The 18776-nt window shown below is 36.8% G+C and carries 18 protein-coding genes and 2 pseudogenes; 18 read left to right on the forward strand and 2 right to left on the reverse strand.

The genetic code is table 11. The features are described from left to right. The first annotated feature begins 1 nt into the window (after position 1). The 3 genes from CYL31_RS04045 (at position 2) to CYL31_RS04055 (ending at position 4179) form a co-directional block, all read left to right on the forward strand. Positions 2-1762: a carbamoyltransferase family protein gene (locus CYL31_RS04045; RefSeq protein WP_212917696.1), complete on the forward strand. Its 1761-nt coding sequence runs from the start codon at positions 2-4 to the stop codon at positions 1760-1762. 307 nt (positions 1763-2069) lie between these two features. Continuing rightward, positions 2070-3110 carry an MBOAT family O-acyltransferase gene (locus tag CYL31_RS04050; protein WP_249411687.1) on the forward strand — a complete coding sequence of 347 codons (1041 nt, stop codon included), beginning with the start codon at positions 2070-2072 and terminating at the stop codon, positions 3108-3110. Continuing rightward, complete coding sequence (locus tag CYL31_RS04055) at positions 3067-4179, forward strand: hypothetical protein (protein ID WP_212917698.1); 1113 nt, start codon at positions 3067-3069, stop codon at positions 4177-4179. Before CYL31_RS04050 ends, CYL31_RS04055 begins: the two co-directional genes overlap by 44 nt. Here the strand turns inward: CYL31_RS04055 and CYL31_RS04060 are convergent. Together CYL31_RS04060 and CYL31_RS04065 are read right to left on the reverse strand one after the other, a co-directional pair. Then, on the reverse strand, positions 4171-4434 hold the full coding sequence (locus CYL31_RS04060) for an acyl carrier protein (protein WP_212917699.1): 264 nt from the start codon (positions 4432-4434) through the stop codon (positions 4171-4173). The genes CYL31_RS04055 and CYL31_RS04060 overlap by 9 nt on opposite strands. Positions 4435-4738: 304 nt before the next feature. Continuing rightward, positions 4739-5749, reverse strand: a complete 1011-nt coding sequence (locus tag CYL31_RS04065; protein ID WP_212917700.1) for a T6SS phospholipase effector Tle1-like catalytic domain-containing protein — start codon at positions 5747-5749, stop codon at positions 4739-4741. A gap of 224 nt (positions 5750-5973) precedes the next feature. Between CYL31_RS04065 and CYL31_RS04070 the strand changes: the two genes are divergently transcribed. The 15 genes and pseudogenes from CYL31_RS04070 to CYL31_RS04130 all read left to right on the forward strand — a co-directional run bounded on the left by CYL31_RS04070 (position 5974) and on the right by CYL31_RS04130 (position 18749). Further along, a complete protein-coding gene (locus CYL31_RS04070; protein ID WP_212917701.1) occupies positions 5974-6276 on the forward strand; it encodes a nucleotidyltransferase domain-containing protein in 303 nt (100 codons plus the stop codon). Then, a complete protein-coding gene (locus tag CYL31_RS04075) occupies positions 6273-6734 on the forward strand; it encodes a hypothetical protein (protein WP_011978644.1) in 462 nt (153 codons plus the stop codon). The genes CYL31_RS04070 and CYL31_RS04075 overlap by 4 nt, the downstream gene beginning before the upstream one ends. A gap of 496 nt (positions 6735-7230) precedes the next feature. After that, positions 7231-8628: a mannose-1-phosphate guanylyltransferase/mannose-6-phosphate isomerase gene (locus CYL31_RS04080; protein WP_212917702.1), complete on the forward strand. Its 1398-nt coding sequence runs from the start codon at positions 7231-7233 to the stop codon at positions 8626-8628. 45 nt (positions 8629-8673) lie between these two features. Then, positions 8674-9075 (forward strand): annotated as a pseudogene (locus CYL31_RS20890) (phosphomannomutase); the annotation flags it as partial. 153 nt (positions 9076-9228) lie between these two features. Next, a pseudogene (locus CYL31_RS20895) lies at positions 9229-9834 on the forward strand (phosphohexomutase domain-containing protein); the annotation flags it as partial. A gap of 120 nt (positions 9835-9954) precedes the next feature. Then, complete coding sequence (locus CYL31_RS20900; RefSeq protein ID WP_502845434.1) at positions 9955-10149, forward strand: hypothetical protein; 195 nt, start codon at positions 9955-9957, stop codon at positions 10147-10149. A gap of 119 nt (positions 10150-10268) precedes the next feature. Beyond that, on the forward strand, positions 10269-11552 hold the full coding sequence (locus CYL31_RS04090; protein WP_212917704.1) for a flippase: 1284 nt from the start codon (positions 10269-10271) through the stop codon (positions 11550-11552). A 13-nt stretch (positions 11553-11565) separates the two neighbouring features. Beyond that, positions 11566-12393, forward strand: a complete 828-nt coding sequence (locus CYL31_RS04095; protein WP_212917705.1) for a glycosyltransferase — start codon at positions 11566-11568, stop codon at positions 12391-12393. 71 nt (positions 12394-12464) lie between these two features. Next, on the forward strand, positions 12465-13232 hold the full coding sequence (gene rfbF, locus CYL31_RS04100; protein WP_212917706.1) for a glucose-1-phosphate cytidylyltransferase: 768 nt from the start codon (positions 12465-12467) through the stop codon (positions 13230-13232). Beyond that, complete coding sequence (gene rfbG, locus CYL31_RS04105; RefSeq protein WP_212917707.1) at positions 13232-14326, forward strand: CDP-glucose 4,6-dehydratase; 1095 nt, start codon at positions 13232-13234, stop codon at positions 14324-14326. Before rfbF ends, rfbG begins: the two co-directional genes overlap by 1 nt. Then, positions 14326-14883, forward strand: coding sequence for a dTDP-4-dehydrorhamnose 3,5-epimerase family protein (locus CYL31_RS04110; protein WP_169458332.1), 558 nt, complete (start codon positions 14326-14328; stop codon positions 14881-14883). The genes rfbG and CYL31_RS04110 overlap by 1 nt, the downstream gene beginning before the upstream one ends. After that, positions 14873-16087, forward strand: a complete 1215-nt coding sequence (locus CYL31_RS04115) for a class I SAM-dependent methyltransferase (RefSeq protein ID WP_212917708.1) — start codon at positions 14873-14875, stop codon at positions 16085-16087. Before CYL31_RS04110 ends, CYL31_RS04115 begins: the two co-directional genes overlap by 11 nt. Then, positions 16087-16944, forward strand: a complete 858-nt coding sequence (locus tag CYL31_RS04120) for an NAD-dependent epimerase/dehydratase family protein (RefSeq protein WP_212917709.1) — start codon at positions 16087-16089, stop codon at positions 16942-16944. Before CYL31_RS04115 ends, CYL31_RS04120 begins: the two co-directional genes overlap by 1 nt. Continuing rightward, positions 16934-17605, forward strand: a complete 672-nt coding sequence (locus CYL31_RS04125; protein ID WP_212917710.1) for an LbetaH domain-containing protein — start codon at positions 16934-16936, stop codon at positions 17603-17605. The genes CYL31_RS04120 and CYL31_RS04125 overlap by 11 nt, the downstream gene beginning before the upstream one ends. After that, complete coding sequence (locus CYL31_RS04130; RefSeq protein WP_212917711.1) at positions 17595-18749, forward strand: glycosyltransferase family 2 protein; 1155 nt, start codon at positions 17595-17597, stop codon at positions 18747-18749. Before CYL31_RS04125 ends, CYL31_RS04130 begins: the two co-directional genes overlap by 11 nt. The last annotated feature ends 27 nt before the right edge of the window (positions 18750-18776 follow it).

Genomic DNA, 18776 nt, shown 5'->3' on the forward strand with positions numbered 1-18776 from the left:
TGTGTCTTACATTCTAGGGGTATCGGCTTACTATCACGATAGTGCTGCGGCCTTGCTAAAAGATGGTGTTATTGTTTCTGCAGCTCAAGAAGAGCGCTTCTCAAGAAAAAAAAATGACGAGGCGTTTCCAGAAAAAGCCATTCAATGGTTGCTAAAAGATAGCCAGATTACAATGGCTGACATTGATCATGTTATTTTTTACGAAAAGCCGTTTAATAAGTTTGAGCGTATTATCGAAACTTGTATTCGTTTTTCGCCTAAAGGCTACTCTTTGTTCAAAGAAGCGATTCCGCTTTGGTTAAAAGAAAAACTGTTTCAAAAAATCGATTTAAAAAAAGCGTTGTCGTCCTTGGCTGGGAGTGAGAAATGGAATGGCTCGTTGCTGTTTTCCGATCATCACCTTTCTCATTCAGCGGCGGCTTTTTATCCTTCTCCTTTTGAATCGGCTGCCATCATTACTATCGATGGGGTGGGAGAGTGGGCCACAACAACGATTTCTGTCGGCAGAAAGAATACTATCGAGCATCTAAAAGAGCTAAAGTTTCCTCATTCATTCGGTATGCTCTATTCTGCTATTACGGCTTTTTTAGGGTTTAAAGTGAACTCTGGCGAATATAAAGTCATGGGTTTGGCGCCTTATGGAAAGCCGATCTACGCCGATTTAATAAAAACTCAGCTGATTGATATAAAAGACGATGGTAGCTTTAGATTGAATATGCGCTACTTTCGTTTCGCCACTGAGCTAACCATGTTTGGCCCTGAAATGGCGCAGTTGTTTGGAACGCCTGCTCGTTCACCAGAAGGCTCGCTTGAGCAAGTGCATATGGATATTGCCTCGTCTTTGCAGCTTGTTATTGATGAACTTTTTATTAAGTTGGCGTGCTATGCTCGCCAGCTGACGGGAGAAGTGAATTTATGCCTTGCGGGAGGTGTGGCGCTCAATTGTGTCGCAACAGGTAAGGTACAAAAAAGTGGTATTTTTGACGCTGTGTGGATCCAGCCTGCTGCAGGTGATGCCGGCAGTGCGCTTGGTGCTGCTCAGGTTTGCTGGCATGTGTTTCTTAATAATGATCGTGTTCCTCTTGCTCATTATAATCCGTATTTAGGACCAGATATTGTTCAGCAAGATGCGATGGCCTTTCTTGATTCTGTTGGTGCGAGATATCGTGTGTTGTCTGATGATGCGTTGTACGATACCGTTTCAACGTCATTGGCCGAAGGTAATGTCGTGGCTTGGGTGCAAGGGCGTTCTGAGTTTAGTCCTCGTGCGCTTTGTAACCGTTCCATTCTGGCTGATCCGCGTGGTGTTGATCTTAAACGTGAGCTGAATCTCAAAATTAAGTTTCGCGAGTCATTTCGTCCTTTTGCTCCTGTTATTCTAGAAGAAGATGCGAGTGCTTGGTTTGATATCTCGACTTCTTCGCCCTTTATGAATTTTATTTGCACTGCACGAGACGGTGTGAAAGAGAAGATTCCATCGGTTATTCATCTAGATAACACGGCACGCTTACAAACTGTGTCTGCATTGAATAATGCACGCTTTTATCCGTTATTGAGCCGCTTTAAGGCCAAAACAGCTTGTCCGGTTTTAGTTAATACAAGTTTAAATGTGCGCGGAGAGCCCATGGTTTTGTCTCCTGAAGATGCCTTCAACTGTTTTATGAATACAGGCATTGATCAGCTTGTTATTGGAAATATCCTATTGGATAAGATTGATCAAGATAATCCAATATACTCAAAAAATAATTATATCTTGGATTAATTTACCGATTATGTATTTTCAATTGCCGAGTTTTTTGCTGTTTCTTCTTATTGCGCTTTTTATTATAAAAATATCTAAGCCTTCATTTCGTATCTTTGCTTTGATTTTGCTCAGTATTGTTTTTTACTCCTATTGGGATGTTGGTTATTTTTTCATTTTAATTTTTTATATTGTACTTGGCGTGGTGGCCTGTCATTTATTAGCGCGGAATAGGCGATACTTACCTTTTTTGGTTGTTTTCTCTTTGCTCCCTTTGATTTTTTATAAATACACGGACTTTTTTTTAAGAACTATTGGGATCAGTGGGATGGGGATTGCCCTTCCTTTGGGTATATCTTTTATTACCTTTAGTTTAATCAGTATGATGGTGGACTTTTCTCGCTCCTCTGTTAAAAAGATTAATCATTCTGATATTGGTTTGTATATTTCCTTTTTTCCTCACTTGATTGCTGGGCCAATATTACGTACCAGAGAAGTGGTACCTCAGTTTAAGTCTATCCATGTATCGTGGCAGAACTTTGTTTATAACCTTCCTTTGTTTGCGGTTGGGATGGTGAAAAAGGTGTTAATCGCAGACCCAATAGGTGGGTACATAGCGCCAGTATTTAGTGATCCACTTAGTCACGGGTTTTGGGATCTGTTTATTTCTTCACTTGGTTTTTCTATTCAGATTTATTGTGATTTCAGTGCTTATTCTGATATGGCCATTGCTATTGCGGGTATGTTTGCTGTGCGTTTTCCGGAAAATTTCCGTTCGCCTTATTTGTCCTTTTCACTTTCCGAAATGTGGAAACGTTGGCATATGACGCTAAGCTTTTGGCTAAGAGATTATTTGTTTGTGCCCCTTGTTCGTTACTTTGGTAAGAGATTAGTGTATTTGCCAATCTTGATTACTATGCTGGCATCCGGACTTTGGCATGGTGCAAACTGGAACTTTATTATTTGGGGTGGCTTGCAAGGCATTATTATGGTGGTTGATAGCTATATGGGTTTTGGCAAGTTTGTTAAAAAGAACCCTCATTTCAAATGGTTTTTTATTATTTTAAATTTCTTTGTTTGGTCATTTTTGGCAATTTTATTTAGAAGTGATTCGGCGTCTTCAGCATGGGATTACTATCAGTCGATGTTGGCATTTAATGTTGATGGTTTTTCTGCAGACAATCGATCTGTTTTGATTCTTGTGTTTATCACCTTGTGTGTGCATTATTATGATAATGTGGATTTTATTCGTAATCATGCGGGTAAGGTTCCTGCCTTTTTATCTGTACCGATCTTAATTTCTATTATTGTGGGGTGTTCCATGGTTGCAGCGCAACATCCTGAAAGCTTTTATTATTTTGACTTTTGATGATATGAAAAAAATTAAATATACCTTTGCTATTTTTACTATCTTTACTTGTATTGTCTTTTTTTTCGATGGAGTTGGTGACTTTTTATTGTATGCTAGATATAAAATCATGCAGCCAAGTATGAAATCAAAATTTATTGAACACTTGCCAGACAGTGTGGATAAAGCATTTTATTCTAATAGTTTTGATGATACTAATAAATTCATTTATCAGAATGTTCCATTTTTAGGTAGGACTATAACGTCAGGGAATTATGGTATATATGAAATTGACGGTTACAGTCATAGGGTTTTTAAAAAAATGGAGAGTAATGACTTTGATAAGGAGAAAAGTTTATTAATTTTAGGTTCGTCGCAAAGTTTTGGTTATTATAATGATGTGTCAGATACCATATCTGAAGAAATTAAAAGAATATTACCAGGGTATACTATCGACAATTATTCAATGCCAGGTACTAATTTAGATGATAATCTTATGGACTGGTATAGAGTAGCGAACGTAGAAAATAAAAAGTATAATTTGGTGGTTATTATTAATGGTAACTTCAGTCATTATAAAGAATGTTTAGGTATTGATTATAATTTTTTTGAAACACTTATAGATAAATATCGTCTACCTGCAATAGTCTCTATCGGAAATATAATTAAAATTAAGGCTCTTCAAAATAAGGCTATTCAAAATGAAAATATCTTTTGTGAGCTACCGGAGTATCAAGACGTAGCTGCTAAAAGAGTATTGGATAGATGGAATAGATTAATTAATTTTGGGAAAGAGCAAGGTTCGGATGTTCTTATTTTTATTCCTCCTACGGTATGGAGCGGAAAAGCTAATGTTGAAAATTTACAGCCACTGCTAAATGAAAAATACAAAAAAATATACTCTTCCATTAATAATGCTATTTATTCAAAAGTAAACAATGAAGTGATTGTTAATTTAACAAATGCTTTTGATGATGGAGCTCAATATTTTCTTGACGTGAGCAGTCACTTCACTCCTGAAGGTAGTGCTTTATTAGCTAAAGATATAGTTAAGCACATAGAAAAAATAGAGCATAAAGTATCAGATTGATGTTTGTGTGTTTTTATTAATATATTCTGTGATAGCATTTATAGAATCTAGTTTCTTGTAGAAATATGGGTCTGAATTAGATATGTATATTTCATGTTCGTCTTGCAGATAAATCATTAGTTCCGCAATATCCAAAGAGTCTAATCTGTTTGATGAAATAAGCGCTTCATCATCTGTAAAATTTTTTGAATCATTATTTTTTTCTAAAATTTCGGCGATAAGCTGGCGAATTTTGTTGTGTGTAATTTTTTTCATGTTTTTTATGCCATTTAAAATTATTCAGTTAATGTTAGATATTTTTAGATAAAAGGTAAAGATAAGTATGATAATTCGAGGCACTTTTAGTCACCAATATGTAGTTATTTGATTTATTTGGTATATAACTGCGATGTGGTTTACGGCTTTTGGATTATTGGTAGTTGGGTAATATTATGTACTGTTTGGTCGTGATGCTGGATTACGCCTTTTATGTCAGATCACTCTTCGTGCTTTGTCTTATTTGTCAGCGCCGGATAACGCCTCTTGCCTCGTCTCATCTGGCCTACGGGGCTGAGGTGTTTTATGCCTTGTTATGCCAGAGTGTGGCGGGTGTTGGGCAGTGTGCTATTGGGAAGTAGTCGATGTCGCTGTGGATTCGTTCAGTGACGCTTTGGTGCCATTGTGGCGATAGTGTGTGGTTGGGTTGGTCGTTTTTCAGTACACAGCAGTGTCTTGGCGCTAGGGTGAGTTTGCGCCAGGGGCGTAAGCGGCGTTGTTGGTAGTGTATTTTGCCTAGGTGCTTGGGTTCTATGGTGAGCAGAGGCTGCCAATGGGGCGGTTGTGTTTTGGCTAAGCGCGTTGCGTGATAGCAGTTTTGTTTGGTTTGTTGTTCTATCCAGTCCATTAAGAGACGTAATGCTATGTCTCCTATGCCATCTTTGCGGTATCCGCCGCCAATGTCTGAATGTACTCCTGATAACCAAATCTCAGTTGCTCGACCATCATAGTTGATCAATGTTGGGCGAAAGGCGAGGCGTTGCTCGTCTAGTGCGACTAGGTGTAGTGCACGATGAACGCCTTCCGGTAGTGTGTTTCCATGTTCAAATACGACCTCTGTTTGTGGGCGTTTTGTTAAATCTAGGTTTGGCCAGCCAATAGAAGCTACGGTATCGATGACCGCTTCTATAATGATAGGGCGATCAATAAGTGGAGTAATTAGCGCGGCAAAGCGTCTGGCTAATGCGGCACCTCGACTGAAGCCAATTAAGACAATGTGGCGAATCGATTTGTTGTAATGATTTTTAAAGTCGTTTATTGCTCGATTTAAAATGTTGGCTACATGGCCTGATTCGATGGCAAAGGCCGCGTTTATTTTTTGCTCTAACCAGCTGCCATAGGTGCCGATACCAGCATAGTAAAAACTGCAATGTGGCAAATGTGTGGGTGTGATGTCTATGTGGTTTTTAACACGACCGCCTAATAATACATGGGACTTTAATACATTAGTGATACTGGAAATGCTATGTTCTGGTGCGTAAGCGTCATTTGGGCTATTGTCTGTGCCATCGAAATGAAAAAATAACATCGACATGTTTGTCTCCTTGTTGTATTGAAAACCATCTTCCTGATGATTGAATTGAGCATAGCATGGTTTTTATTGTGTTTTGTAGGTCGTGTTTTAGCGCGTCAAGGTTTTGGTTTGGTGCGATTGGGTTTTTGACGGCCTAAAGGCCGACCTACATGTGATTGGGTGTTATTAGGTTTTTGGCGGCCTGAAGGCCGACCTTGTGTTTTGTTTAAAAAAAGGGGGCCGATATGCGTTTGACTAAATACCAGCAAGAGACAATTAAGCATGTGTTATTGAAGCATTTTGGCGAAGGATCTGATTTGCTGCTTTTTGGCTCAAGGGCTGATGATAATGCGCGTGGTGGGGATATTGATCTGTATATTGAGCCTGATTTGCATGAGGCCGATGACATTGTTGAGGCTAAATTGAATGCTTTGGTTGAACTTCATTTGCTACTTGGTGAGCAGAAAATTGATTTGGTAGTCAATCGTAAGTCTGGAAGGTTTTTGCCTATCTATAAAATCGCTAAAGAGAGTGGCATTCGTTTATGAATAAGGATGTATTTCAGGGGATCGTTGACATTTGCCAAACACATGCAGAACGTTTGCATTGGTCTATGCAGCACTTGGCAGATAAACAACCCTACACTGCAGCTAGTTTGTCTGAACTTACGGAAATTGAACTTGCGGTATTTGATCAGTTTATTGTCCGGTTTTCAAAATTGCAGGATGTGATGGGGGCAAAGTTGTTCCCTGCTGTGATTGAGCTGACATATGAAGAAGGTGAGCTTACTACATTTATTGATAAATTAAATCGGCTTGAAAAAATAGGAGCCCTGGGTTCTGTTGAACAGTGGCTGAAGTTACGGGAAATGCGTAACCAATTTGCCCATGATTACCCTGATGATCCTGAAATACAATCGGCGTTATTGAATAAAGCGTTCGGTATGGCTGGTCAGTTATTGCAATGCCTAGATCACGTGGTTTGTTTTGCGGCTAAGTATCAATAGATATGTGTGTGTCCTCCGTGTTGTTAGTTTTTTTGTAGGTCGTGCTTTAGCGCGTCAAGGTTTTGATGTGGAGTGATTAGGCTTTTGACGGCCGATTCATTTTTTGTAGGTCGTGCTTTAGCGCGTCAAGGTTTTGATTTGGAGTGATTGGGTTTTTGACGGCCTAAAGGCCGACCTACATGTGATCTGGTGTTGCTAGGTTTTTGACGGCCTAAAGGCCGACCTACAGGTGATCTGGTGTTGCTAGGTTTTTGACGGCCTAAAGGCCGACCTACAGGTGATCTGGTGTTGCTAGGTTTTTGACGGCCTAAAGGCCGACCTACAGGTGATCTGGTGTTGCTAGTTTTTGACGGCCTAAAGGCCGACCTACAGCTGGTTGGTTGTTGCTAGGTTTTTTGCTCCTTTATTTGTCCTTCATTAACCCATTCTTATATTTCTTATCTCTTACTTTTGTTAGACTAGGCAGATTATTTTTGTCATATACGAAGGATCTGTTTTGAAAATTATTCCTGTTATTTTATCTGGTGGTGTTGGCAGTCGTCTTTGGCCTTTATCTCGAGAGCATTTTCCTAAACAATGTTTGCCATTGACTGATAAAGAATACAGTCTTCTTCAGCAAACCATGTTGCGTACTTTATCTTTAGAAGTGGCAGATCCTATTGTGGTTTGTAATGAAGACCATCGTTTTTTGATCGCGCAACAATTGCAAGCAATCGGTGTTAAAAAATCCAGTATTGTTTTAGAGCCTAAAGGCCGTAACACGGCGCCTGCAATTGCTTTGGCGGCGCTGGAAGCATTGCGAAGCCAATCTGGCGATGCTCTTATGTTGGTTTTGCCTGCCGATCATGTCATCCGTGATATTGCCGCCTTTGAAATGACCATTAAGCAAGCTGTTGAATTGGCTAAACAAGATGCTTTAGTGACCTTTGGTGTGCAGCCAACTCGTCCAGAAACGGGTTATGGTTATATTCGTTCCGGTGAGAATTTCTCTGTTGTGGAGTTTGTTGAAAAGCCTAATCTTGAAAAAGCTCAATCTTATTTAGATTCAGGCGAATATTTATGGAATAGCGGAATGTTTTTGTTCCGTGCTAAGGCTTTTTTAGATGAGTTAGCGACTCATCGTGATGATATTTTTCAAGCGGTAAATCTTGCCTATCAGCAGCGTACCGAAGATTTGGATTTTGTGCGTATTGATGCAGAATTGTTTTCACAATGCCCTGAGGAGTCCATTGATTTTGCTGTGATGGAGCCAACCAAAAAAGCGAAAGTTGTGCCTTATGCAGGTGACTGGAGTGACATTGGTGCTTGGGATGCTTTATATGATTATGCAGATAAAGACGCTGACAACAATGTGCTATTGGGCGATGTAATGGCTGAAGGCTCTAGTAATTGCCTTATCCGTTCTGAGTCGCGTTTAGTTGCTGCAGTGGGTGTCAGCGACCTTGTTATTGTCGAAACCGCCGATGCGGTTTTGGTGATGGACAAAAACAATGCCCAAGATGTGAAGAAGATTGTTAAACGAATCAAAGCCGAAGGCCGTGAAGAACATATGTACCACACGACGGTGCATCGCCCTTGGGGAACCTACCAAACGGTAGATCTTGGCGGTCGCCATCAAGTTAAACGCATCATGGTCAAACCCGGTGAGAAATTAAGCGTGCAAATGCACCATCATCGTGCCGAACATTGGGTGGTTGTGTCTGGTACGGCGAAGGTTCAAAACGGTGATCGTGAAATTCTGCTAACCGAAAACGAATCTACTTACATTCCTGTGGGTGTTGTTCATGCATTAGAAAATCCCGGCAAAATTCCTTTAGAACTAGTAGAAGTGCAGTCTGGTAGTTATTTAGGTGAAGACGATATCGTACGCTTTAGTGATCGCTATGGCCGTTAAAATAATAGCCGTTAAGAAAATGGTCGTTAAGCAAGGATTGATAAAATGAGTTCTAGTGTTGTACAGGTAAAACAACTTAGCGATGAATTGGGCGTTGCCTTTGGTACCAGCGGTGTACGTGGTTTGGTTAAGGATTTAACGCCGACGCTTTGTTTTGCTTTTGTTCGTTCCTTCCTGCAAACAGTTTGTCCTTCTGCATCTAGCGTAGCTATTGGTATAGACCTACGTCCGAGTAGCTCTGATATTGCTAAAGCTTGTTTGCTGGCCGCTGAATCATTTGGCGCAAAAGTCGAGTTTTGTGGTGCTTTGCCAACGCCTGCTTTGGCGTTTTATGCCATGCAAAATAACATACCGGCTGTGATGATCACGGGCAGTCATATTCCTTTTGATCGTAACGGTATTAAGTTTTATCGTCCAGATGGCGAGATTAGCAAAGCTGACGAAGCCTCTATTATGAATGGCTTAGTTGAAGTGCCTGAATTCGTTTCAGATCAAGCAGCACAGTTGGCGTTGCCTGTCATTGATCGTTCTGCTGTTGAGCTTTTCAAACAGCGTTATACTGCGCTTTTCCCGTCGAACATGCTGCAAGGCAAACGTGTTGGTGTATATGAACACTCCAGTGTGGCGCGAGATGTGATTAAAGAGTTATTAGCGCATTTCGGTGCTGAGGTTATTTCGTTAGAGCGTACTGAGACTTTTGTACCGATCGATACCGAGGCGGTATCAGAAGAAGATGTGCAGAAAGGCTTGAATTGGTCTAAGGAATATAAGCTGGATGCCATTATATCCACAGACGGTGATGGCGATCGTCCTCTTATTGCTAATGAAAAAGGTGAGTGGTTACGCGGTGATATTTTAGGCGTGCTCTGTGCTGATTATTTACAAGCAACCCATGTTGCAGCACCAGTAAACGTAAATACTGTTCTTGAGTTGAGAGGTGAGTTGCAAAGCCCTAAGCGGATCTCGCTAAGAACTAGAATTGGCTCGCCTTATGTTATCGCGGGTATGGAAGATCTGCTGCAACACTCACCAGATGCCAGAGTGGTTGGTTATGAAGCTAATGGTGGTTTTTTGGTTGGTGCGGATTTCACTGTTAATAAACAGATTTTACACTCTCTACCCACTCGTGATTCTGTATTACCTGCTTTAATTGTACTAGCAATGTCGTTTGAACAAGATCGCCCAATTAGCCAATTGACGGCCGAGTTTCCCGCGCGCTTTACCGCTAGTGATCGAATTAAAGACATTCCAACAGATGTCAGTAGACAGCTCATAGCCGATATAAAAACGAGCAAGGCTAAACAAGCTGAGCTGCTATCAGCAATAGTGCAAGATGGTGAAGTGCTAGAGGTTGTTTCAATTGATGAAACGGATGGGCTTCGTATGACGCTCAATAGTGGAAATATTGTTCACTTACGGCCTTCTGGTAATGCGCCAGAGTTGAGGTGTTATGTTGAGAGTGGCGATCAGATAAATGCAATTTATATTGTAAGGAAAATGTTGCTAACTAAATATTCTTAATAAAGTGTTATAAGAGTCATATTAATTATGCTTTTACAATGGTCGCGTTATATATATTGGCTTATCTTCGTGAATGCTATTAAACAATGCGACTGTAAATATGCAAAAGGCAATCTATTTTGATAAAAAAAGTAAACTATAATTTCCGATTATTGCGAAATCATACTGGTTTTATGAAGTACTTTAAAAACACTTCATGGCTTTTCGGTGAAAAAATTCTTCGCATGGTTATTGGTCTTTTTGTAGGTATATGGGTCGCCCGTTATCTTGGTCCAGAACAGTTTGGACTTTTTAATTATGCGCAAAGTTTTGTTGGTCTTTTTGCTGTTATAGCAACATTAGGTCTTGATGGTATCGTGATACGTGAGCTTGTAAAAGACGAAAGTCGTTATTGTGAGCTAATAGGTACAGCTTTTTTTCTAAAACTCATGGGAGCTTTGTGTGTTTTAGTAATGTTGGCGATTGCAATAAATTTCACGAAAAATAATTACGACACTAATGTTTTGATTTTTATTATTGCTTCTTCAACTATATTTCAATCATTTAATGTTATAGATTTTTACTTTCAAAGTAAGGTTTTGAGTAGGTATGTTGTTTATGCAAATGTCATTAGCCTTTTTGCAAGTACTATAGTTAAAGTAGTACTTATACTTTCTGATGCTCCATTGATAGCATTTGCATGGGTTGTTTTTTTTGATTCTATTGTTTTATCTATGGGGTTGATGTTTTATTTTTATCGAACACTTGGATTTGAGTTTGAATTAAATAGGATTAAGTTTAAATATGATAGAGCTGTTCTTTTATTAAAAGATTCTTGGCCTTTGATTCTTTCGGGTATAGCATCTATTATAAATATGCGAATTGATCAAGTTATGCTTGGGAATATTTCTGATTTTAATGTTGTTGGTAATTATTCTGCCGCAGTAAGACTTTCGGAGTTATGGTTTATATTGCCTGCTGTTATAGGTGGATCTATATACCCATCATTTGTTGCAATAAGACAAAGTGATTTTAATGTATACAGGAAGCGTATTTTTCTTATAACTAAAGTTATGATTTGCCTTTCAGTTGCTTTTGCATTAACTGTCACTTTTTTATCTGACTTTATCGTTTTTTATCTATATGGTTTTAAATATGCAGAGGCTGCTAGCTATTTGAAAATACATATATGGTCTGGTGTTCCGTATTTGTCTTTTTTTATTTTTTCACAGGTGGCTATAATAGAGAATCTAACAAAAATAAGTTTATATTGTTCTGTATATGCTGTTATTTCAAATATTGCTCTGAATTCAATATTTATACCGAGTTATGGGGGGATTGGTGCAGCCTCAACTACGTTATTTGTAGCGTCCACATCGGTTTTGTTAACTGTCTATATTGTCTATAAAAGATTAAAGCTATAACTTGGAGTAAGTAATGAAAAAAAATGCGGTGGTATTTACAGTTTCGTCCGACTTAATTTTTGCAGTTGCAAATTTAATGCTTGATATTAAGCGGATAACTCCAGAAATAGCAGATGAAGTGGTTGTCATACATAATGGAATAAATAAAAAAGATTTAGAGTTGCTAAATTCAATTCTTCCTGTAAGAGATATTTTTTATGAAATACCCGTTGAAGATCTTTCAATATTTAATCAAGATACTTTAAGGTATTTTACGATAATGGCTTATGCCAAATATGAATGCTTGAGATTACTAAGTGATTACAAAAATGTTATTTATCTAGATCCGGATATGATTATATTAAAAGATCTGTCTGGTTTGCTGGAGCCTTGTGAAAGTGGAATAAAAATGATGCCATCAGGTGCATTAGTGAGTTCTCAGCTACATCAAGATATTAATGATTATGATATGAATGAAGAGGGGATCTGTGGGGCTCTTTTTTGTTTTCAAGATCATATAGATTATATGAAATATTATAATTTTTGTGTATTTAGTTTAAATAAATATGCAGGTTTTTTGAAATTAGCAGAGCAGGCGATATTTGATTTTATGATCCAAGAGTTTGATATTAAGATTCAGTCGCTTGATTTGAAAATTTATTCTCCACATCCAAGGGACAAAGACCTTATTCCAAATGCAAAAATAATACATGCTTATGGGCAGCCAAAGTTTTGGAACGGATTGAATGATGAGCATTGGAATTCAAACTACCAAGAATGGTTGAGTATGGGCGGGAGTAAATACAAAAAGCCAACATTTGTATCTAAAATAATTAAAAAATTAAATTCTATTGTTAAATAGTTTTTAATGAAAAGTGTTTTTAATGAGAATTTAACTGATTTAGGCTTAATGGCAAAAAAGGAAAATTATTAATGAAAGTGTTAATATTAGCAGGAGGGTATGGTACACGCTTATCAGAAGAAACTGATATTCGTCCAAAACCAATGGTTGAAATTGGTGGTAAGCCCATAATATGGCATATAATGAAGATGTATTCTCATTATGGCTTTAATGATTTTGTTATTTTGCTTGGCTATAAGGGATATTCAATAAAAGAATATTTTGCAAATTATTATTTACACCAAAGTGATGTTACCTTTGATATGTCAAACGGTGGTATGGAAATACATAATAATTCCAGTGAACCATGGAAAGTTACATTGCTAGACACTGGTTTAGACAGTATGACGGGTGGAAGAATCAAAAGAGCTGTAGACTTTATTGGCGATGAGACGTTTTTATTAACTTACGGCGATGGTGTCAGTGATGTTAATATTAAAAATCTAGTCGAATTTCATAAAATAAATAAGGCCAAGCTTACTTTAACGGCCATACAACCTGCGGGACGGTTTGGTGCTTTAGACATCGATGGGAACAAAGTAGAAAAGTTTATAGAGAAACCTGAGGGTGACGGTAGCTGGATTAATGGCGGTTTTATGGTTTGTGAGCCGGAAGTTCTAGATTTTATAGAGTCTGATCAAACCGTTTTAGAGCAGGAACCTTTACGGAAATTAGCTGAAATAGGTGAATTAGCAGCTTTTAAACATGATGGGTTTTGGTCTTGTATGGATACGCTTAGGGATAAAGTCGCGTTGAATAACCTTTGGGATAATAATAAAGCACCATGGAAAAAATGGTAATGAAAGATCTGTTTAATGGTATATATCAAAATAAAACAGTACTTATTACTGGACATACTGGATTTAAAGGGTCTTGGTTAGCTTATTGGCTTGAAAAAATGGGTGCCAATGTCATAGGTTATTCATTACCTGCACCTACACAACCAAATCATTTTTCTTTGTTAAATTTGAATATGATTTCGGTTGAGGGTGATATTCGAAATTTTGACCAACTTGATAGAGTATTTGAACAATATAAACCTGATATTGTATTTCATTTAGCTGCTCAGGCTTTGGTTAGGTTGTCATATCAAGACCCTATTGAAACATATGAAACAAATGTAATTGGAACACTTAAGGTATTTGAAGCCTGTAGAAAGCATAACGTTAATTCTATTGTTAATGTTACTAGCGATAAAGCTTATGAAAATAAAGAGTGGATATGGGGTTATAAAGAAACGGATGAGTTAGGAGGACATGACCCTTACAGCTCGTCAAAAGGATGTGCTGATATTTTAGCAAATTCATATAGAAAGTCTTATTTTAATGTTGATAGCTACGCTAAAGAACATAATACGTTACTAGCAAGTTGCAGAGCTGGGAATGTTATTGGTGGTGGGGATTGGGCAAAAGATAGGTTAATAGTAGATGTTGTCCACTCTATCATTAGTGAGAAAGATGTATGCATCAGAAGTCCAGATGCGGTAAGGCCGTGGCAGCATGTGCTGGAACCTCTTAGTGGTTATTTATTGATAGGGCAAAAGCTGTTAGAGAAAAGAATCGAATTTTCAGACTCATGGAACTTTGGCCCTTCTGATGAAGGGGTAATGACTGTAAAAGAACTGGTAGAAAAAACAAAGCAGTATTGGGATAAGCTAAATTATAGAATTGAGTCGAGTGTTAACCAGCCTCATGAAGCTAAATTGTTGCGACTTGATTGTTCAAAGTCTAGATTATATTTAGATTGGGATAATGTTTGGTCGAGTGATGTTACACTAAAAAATACAATCGAATGGTACCGCTCTTTTTATGAAAACAATGAAGTTAGTACAAAAAGTAATTTCATTGATTATATTAATGATGCGAAGAAAAAGAAGCTGTGCTGGACTAATTGATGAAATATATATCTACTAACTTTGACGGATTGTTCTTGATCGAGCCAACAGTTTTTTCTGATGAGCGTGGTGAGTTCTATAGGGTGTATTGCGATCAAGAAAACAGTGAGTTTTCCGACTTTTCGGTGAAACAAATAAATCATTCTATCACCAAAGAGAAAGGGACTGTGCGTGGCTTTCATTTCCAATATGAACCTAATGCAGAAGCTAAAATTGTGAAGTGTATTCGTGGAAGTGTATACGACGTGGTTGTAGATATTAGAAAAGGCTCTCCCACTTTTTTAGGTGTTTATACTGTCGAATTATCTTCTAAGAAAAGAAATATGCTACAGATTCCTAAGGGTTTTGCTCATGCTTTTCAGACTTTAGAAAATGATTCTGAGCTTTTGTATCTCCATAGTGAGTTTTACACGCCAGCTAATGAGGGGGGATTAAATTATAAAGATCCCATGTTAGATATTACTTGGCCCCTTGATGTAAAAAATATTTCTGAAAGGGATGAGTTGCATAAGTTTTTAAGTATAGATTTTGAAGGAATTGAAATTAATGAAATGTAGATTTTGTAATACACCCTTAGATTTAGTATTTGCTGATTTGGTTAACTCTCCACCTTCAAATTCTTTTTTGACTGAAAATGAATTAAATGAGCCTGAGGTTTTTTATCCTTTAAAAACATATGTTTGTGATGAATGTAAGTTAGTTCAAATTGATGAGTATAAAAAATCAGATGATATATTTAGCTCAAATTATGTGTACTTTAGTTCATTTTCTAATAGTTGGTTAGAGCATGCTAAAAAGTACGTAGAAGATATTTCTACCAAGTTAGATCTTAAACCTACATCATTCGTTACAGAAATTGCTTCTAATGATGGCTATTTATTACAGTATTTTAAAGAAAAAAATATTCCTTGCTTAGGTATTGAACCAACATCTAGCACTGCTGCCGTGGCAAAAGGCAAGGGAATTGATGTTGTTGAAGATTTTTTCGGTTCAAAACTTGCTCTGAACTTGAAAAAATCAGATTTGATTCTTGGAAATAATGTTTTAGCCCATGTTCCAGATATTAATGATTTTGTTCGAGCCTTAAAAATTGCTTTAAAAGATAGCGGTACTATCACTATGGAGTTTCCGCATCTAATGAATCTTATAAAAGACAATCAGTTTGATACTATTTATCACGAGCATTTTTCTTATTTATCTTTGTGTACAGTGAAGCAAATTTTTGAGGCGCAAGATCTTAAGCTCTATGATGTAGAAAAACTTTCAACACACGGTGGTAGCTTGAGGATATATGCAACACATAGTGATAATACATCATTAAAAGAAGTTGAAAATATTTCCAGTATCCTGGAAGAAGAGCGTAATTTTGGACTTCTTGATATAAATGTTTATAAAGAATTTCAAGAAAGAGCTAATAAAGTAAAATGTGATCTAGTTGAATTTTTGTTAAAGGCTAAAAAAGAAAATAAAAAAGTAGTAGCCTATGGTGCCGCTGCTAAGGGAAATACTCTTTTAAATTATGCTGGTGTTAAAGCTGATTTGATTGAGTTTGTTGTTGATAAATCTCCATACAAGCAAGGTTTGTATTTACCCGGTAGTCATATTCCAGTTGTAAGCGAAGAAGTGTTAAGAAATAGCTTGCCAGATTATGTTTTAATTTTACCTTGGAATATTAAAGATGAGGTCGTTACTCAGTTAGACTATTTGAGAGTTAATGGCTGTCAATTTGTTGTTGCCGTTCCATCTTTGGAGTTTGTGTAATGAAAATTTTAGTGACAGGAGCCAGTGGTTTTATTGGTCGTCACTTAATCAATGAATTGATTGAACATACATCTCATGAAATTATCGCTACTTCAAGGGACTTATCTAAAGCTAGAAGTTGTGATTGGTTTGGAAAAGTTCGCTATATACCTTATGACCTTGATTCCTCCATTGAAGATCTTTTTTATTATTTTGGAAGGCCGGATAAAGTTATTCATTTAGCTTGGGATGGTTTGCCAAATTATAATGATAGTTTACATATAGAGAAAAATTTGTATCGTCATTATTTTTTCATTAAGAATTTAATTGCTAATGGCCTTAAAGAAATAACAGTGACAGGTACATGTTTTGAATATGGTATGAAGAATGGATGTTTATCTGAGAATGATCAGACTGAACCCTCTAATATGTATGGTCTTGCTAAAGATACACTGAGAAAATTTTTAGTTGAGCTCTCTAAGAGTTATGATTTTAAATACAAATGGATACGTTTATTTTATATGCATGGAGAAGGTCAATCTAGTACTTCGCTCTTTTCTTTGCTTGATTCTGCTATATTAAATAAATCTGATTCCTTTGATATGTCTGGAGGCGAACAGTTAAGAGATTTCTTACATATTGATGATGTCGTACGGAATATTTATTTGATTTCGCAGCAAACGTTATATTTGAATCAAAGTATTAACTGTTGTAGTGGAGTGGGGGCTTCGGTAAGGCGTTTAGTTGAAGAATATTTAAAAGAAAGAAATTATAAACTGAAATTAAATTTAGGCGTTTATCCATACCCAAAACACGAACCTATGGCTTTTTGGGGTGATATAAGAAAACTTGAAAGTATAAAGAAACATGCAATCTAGTCTATCTATTGAAAAATTGTCATTGTATCTCAAATCTCAGCTTGACTATCAATTTCCTGATGGTGATGTTCACCCTGATTTTAACAATGTTGTCGCTGCTGCTTTATCCAAAGTTAAATATTGCTTTGGCTTTGTTAATTTAAATCATTATTATAAAAATGGTATTCTTTATTTTAATCATTTGAATTCTGATCAATATACTGTCTTTGTTTATTACGCCTCTAATATCGCCTATGAAGTTTTTAATGATACTGCTCTGGCGAGTAAGCTATTTTATTTAAATAAAAGCTTGAATCAATTTCATTGTATGTATGATACTAAGCTTCCTGATATTTTTGTCATTATTCATTCTACCGGAATTGTATTAGGAAAGGCTAAATATAGTGATTTTTTGGTTGTATCACATCACTGCACGGTAGGTGCCAACGCTAATCTGGAGTACCCTACAATGGATAGGTTTACGATTATGTATCCTTATTCTTCAATAATTGGCCGTTCAAAAGTGAGTGATAACGTTTGTATTTCGAATGGAAGTTATGTGAATAATGTAGACCTTCCATCAGGCAGTCTAGTCTTCGGCAGCGGTTTGGATTTAAATATTAAGCGTGATAAAAAAGTGCGATCTAATTATTTTTTTAGAGGGATAGAAGATGAAAAATAAGCTAACTATTATTATCCCTACACGAGAAAGAGCTGATACTTTATATCATACGATTCGAACCTGCTTGAATCAAACGTATTCAAATTATCATATCATTGTTAGTGACAACTTCAGTCAAGATAATACAAAAGAAGTTGTCGAGTCATTTAATGATGATAGGCTTTCATATATTAATACTAATAAACGTTGCAGTATGAGCGAAAACTTTGATTTTGCTTTGTCGCATGTTAAAGATGGTTATGTAATGAGTATTGGTGATGATGATGGCGTGTTACCAAATTCTCTAGAGTATGTTAATGAAATTATTAACACAACTAAATGTGATGCAGTTGTCAGTCATAACGCTTTTTATTCTTGGCCAAATACACCTAATCCAAATAAACTTTATTGGAGTGATAAAGCCAGCTACGAAGTACGCAATACAAAAGAATGGCTGTCTAAGTATCTGAAATTTAACATGTTATATACATTTGACTTGCCTGGAGTTTATTGTGGATTCGTAAAGAAAGAAGCAATAGAGCGGATGACAAAAAATGGTATTTTCTTCCGATCGGCTACACCTGATTCTTATTCAGCCCTTGCTATGTGTTTTGCCATGGAAAATTATGCTTATTCGTATAAAGCTTTTGCAGTGCATGGCTCATCTGCGAAAAGCAATGGTGCGGCATATTTATCCAAGAAAAAGGAGGAGGTAGGTGAGGAGGCTATAAAGTTTTTTAAAGAAAATACGATTCCATTCCATAGCGACATAGTTATGACAAAAGCATTTAGAGTCTGTTCGCTTGAAGCCCTATTGCAGTTAAAAAGTAATTTTCCCGAGCTTACAAAAGGCATCGAAATAGATTGGAAATTATTTTTATCAAAAGTACTTACGGAAAGACAAGAAAATACAAAGGAAGAAATAGAAGATGCAGTCATGAAAATGTGTAGTTTACATAATGTTGACTACAATGAAATTTTATCTATTGTTCCAAGTAAATATAGCCATTTAAGAGAGTTAAGTTTTAAAGAGCTATCATCCAAGTTGATGTTTAAGATGCTTATAAAAGTCAGTGGTAAAAACACAAAAATAGAAGATGCAAGCGATTATGGTGTCTATGATATTTATGATGCAATGATATTATTGAAAGCATTTCAAAAATAGTTTTATTGCTTGTTCTATAAGAGATTT

It is taken from the genome of Marinomonas sp. A3A, assembly GCF_018336955.1.
Lineage (GTDB): Bacteria > Pseudomonadota > Gammaproteobacteria > Pseudomonadales > Marinomonadaceae > Marinomonas > Marinomonas lutimaris.

Coding starts and splice junctions, on each gene's coding strand:
- CYL31_RS04120 (WP_212917709.1), top strand. CDS start 16,087: ATGAAAATTTTAGTGACAGGAGCCAGTGGTTTTATTGGTCGTCACTTA.
- CYL31_RS04075 (WP_011978644.1), top strand. CDS start 6,273: ATGAATAAGGATGTATTTCAGGGGATCGTTGACATTTGCCAAACACAT.
- CYL31_RS04060 (WP_212917699.1), bottom strand. CDS start 4,434: ATGAAAAAAATTACACACAACAAAATTCGCCAGCTTATCGCCGAAATT.
- CYL31_RS04130 (WP_212917711.1), top strand. CDS start 17,595: ATGAAAAATAAGCTAACTATTATTATCCCTACACGAGAAAGAGCTGAT.
- CYL31_RS04110 (WP_169458332.1), top strand. CDS start 14,326: ATGAAATATATATCTACTAACTTTGACGGATTGTTCTTGATCGAGCCA.
- rfbG (WP_212917707.1), top strand. CDS start 13,232: ATGAAAGATCTGTTTAATGGTATATATCAAAATAAAACAGTACTTATT.
- CYL31_RS04070 (WP_212917701.1), top strand. CDS start 5,974: ATGCGTTTGACTAAATACCAGCAAGAGACAATTAAGCATGTGTTATTG.
- rfbF (WP_212917706.1), top strand. CDS start 12,465: ATGAAAGTGTTAATATTAGCAGGAGGGTATGGTACACGCTTATCAGAA.
- CYL31_RS04065 (WP_212917700.1), bottom strand. CDS start 5,749: ATGTCGATGTTATTTTTTCATTTCGATGGCACAGACAATAGCCCAAAT.
- CYL31_RS04050 (WP_249411687.1), top strand. CDS start 2,070: ATGGGGATTGCCCTTCCTTTGGGTATATCTTTTATTACCTTTAGTTTA.
- CYL31_RS04115 (WP_212917708.1), top strand. CDS start 14,873: ATGAAATGTAGATTTTGTAATACACCCTTAGATTTAGTATTTGCTGAT.
- CYL31_RS04125 (WP_212917710.1), top strand. CDS start 16,934: ATGCAATCTAGTCTATCTATTGAAAAATTGTCATTGTATCTCAAATCT.
- CYL31_RS04095 (WP_212917705.1), top strand. CDS start 11,566: ATGAAAAAAAATGCGGTGGTATTTACAGTTTCGTCCGACTTAATTTTT.